General features: G+C 49.4%; 2 protein-coding genes. Both read right to left on the bottom strand.

Going from position 1 to position 1,384, the window contains the following annotated elements:
• Positions 1–1,251, bottom strand: a 1,251-nt coding sequence (locus tag PGX78_RS07970; protein WP_270446385.1) for a hypothetical protein, incomplete at its 3' end; no start/stop codon positions are given.
• A 20-nt stretch (positions 1,252–1,271) separates the two neighbouring features.
• On the bottom strand, positions 1,272–1,384 hold a 113-nt coding region (locus PGX78_RS07975; RefSeq protein WP_270446389.1), incomplete at its 5' end, for a BamA/TamA family outer membrane protein.

Here is a 1,384-nt window from a genome sequence, read left to right on the forward strand (position 1 = left end):
CGACACAATATATTCTAAGCCTACATAGTCGTGTAGTCTATAGTTAATTCCCAATTCTTCATCGTGATTCGATATATCCCAATCAAAGCGCAAACTCCACCGACCTGCCAGCTTTTGCTTCAGCCACAGGTGGTGACTCTTGTCTTCAGTCTCAAACTGATAACCCAGGGATGTCTTGTCCGAAAAGCGATAGAAATAGCCGGGAATCAGATTCCATTTCAACGTAGACGGCTTGAATTCGACTTCACCGAAAAGCTCATGTCCTGAGCCGAACTTTCTGCCGATATGAACTTTTGCAACCGTATCTTCGTCCTTCTTACCGCGGCGCTTGTCGCCGTTACGACGCATATCGATGTACGCCGAAGCCTGAATATCGTAAAAATCGGTAAGGGATTTCAAGCGAATATCCAAATTCTCGCCTACTGTTAATTGCGGCTCTACTCGCAATTTGTACTTTTCTACAACCCATTGATCGGAAACGGTGCGGCTCACATCTTCCTGTATGTCTTTTTCATGACGCCGAATAAACGCAACAGGCAGGCCTTGAAGGCCTGCGTAGCGCGTTTCCATATGCTTTCGTGTATCGTAAAAAACGACTCGAGGAATGTTTTCCGTCTCTACCTTTACGTTTACATTACGCACAACGGGAAGTTTCGGCAAAAAGTATACGTCTACCTTCGCCGTCTTTCCGGGCGTAATAATCACGTGGGGATAAAACTCGGGAATCTGCCGTTCCAATTCGCTTTCAAGCACGTCCTTTACGGCTCCGCCGGCCCAATCGAGAGCATCTTCCGGAAGTCCGACGAGAACATTTTCCACCAAATTTTGAGCTCCCTGCACATCCTCTTTAGCCATGTTTTCAGCTAAAGGCGACAAGGCTCCGAAGTCGAGATTCAATGAAACGGTTTCTATCGTATTTCCCCAAGGTCGTACGACAACGTCTACTTCCGTTCGTTCACCCGGCCGAAGGGTCAGGTTCTCTACCGTATAGCCGATGAGGACGCGATCCATAATGTCATTCATCATACGGTTGTACGTATCCGCATTCCGACTGACTTCACCGTCATCTCTATCCAGTAAAACTCTGCGGCCTACCGTTTCGATGCTGGCGGAAATTCGCTTAGCCGCCAAAGGCGGTACAGGTGCACCGGAAGACGCAAGACGTACGTCTACATCGTGAATCGAGGCAGCCGCCGCACCGGACCAACATAGGGCCGATACGACGACTCCTGCGAGTATTTTTTTTCTCATCTGTCTCCCCCGCGGGTTGACTAGAATTTACCGCCGAAGCTGAAGTGGAACTTGCCGCCGTCCTTACCTACACCGTAGTCAAGACGGATAGGTCCGATAGGAGTCGTTACGCGCAAGCCCGCACCGACGGAAT

The sequence above is a fragment of the Megasphaera sp. AF13-6AC genome (genome assembly GCF_027685385.1).
Lineage (GTDB): Bacteria > Bacillota > Negativicutes > Veillonellales > Megasphaeraceae > Megasphaera > Megasphaera micronuciformis.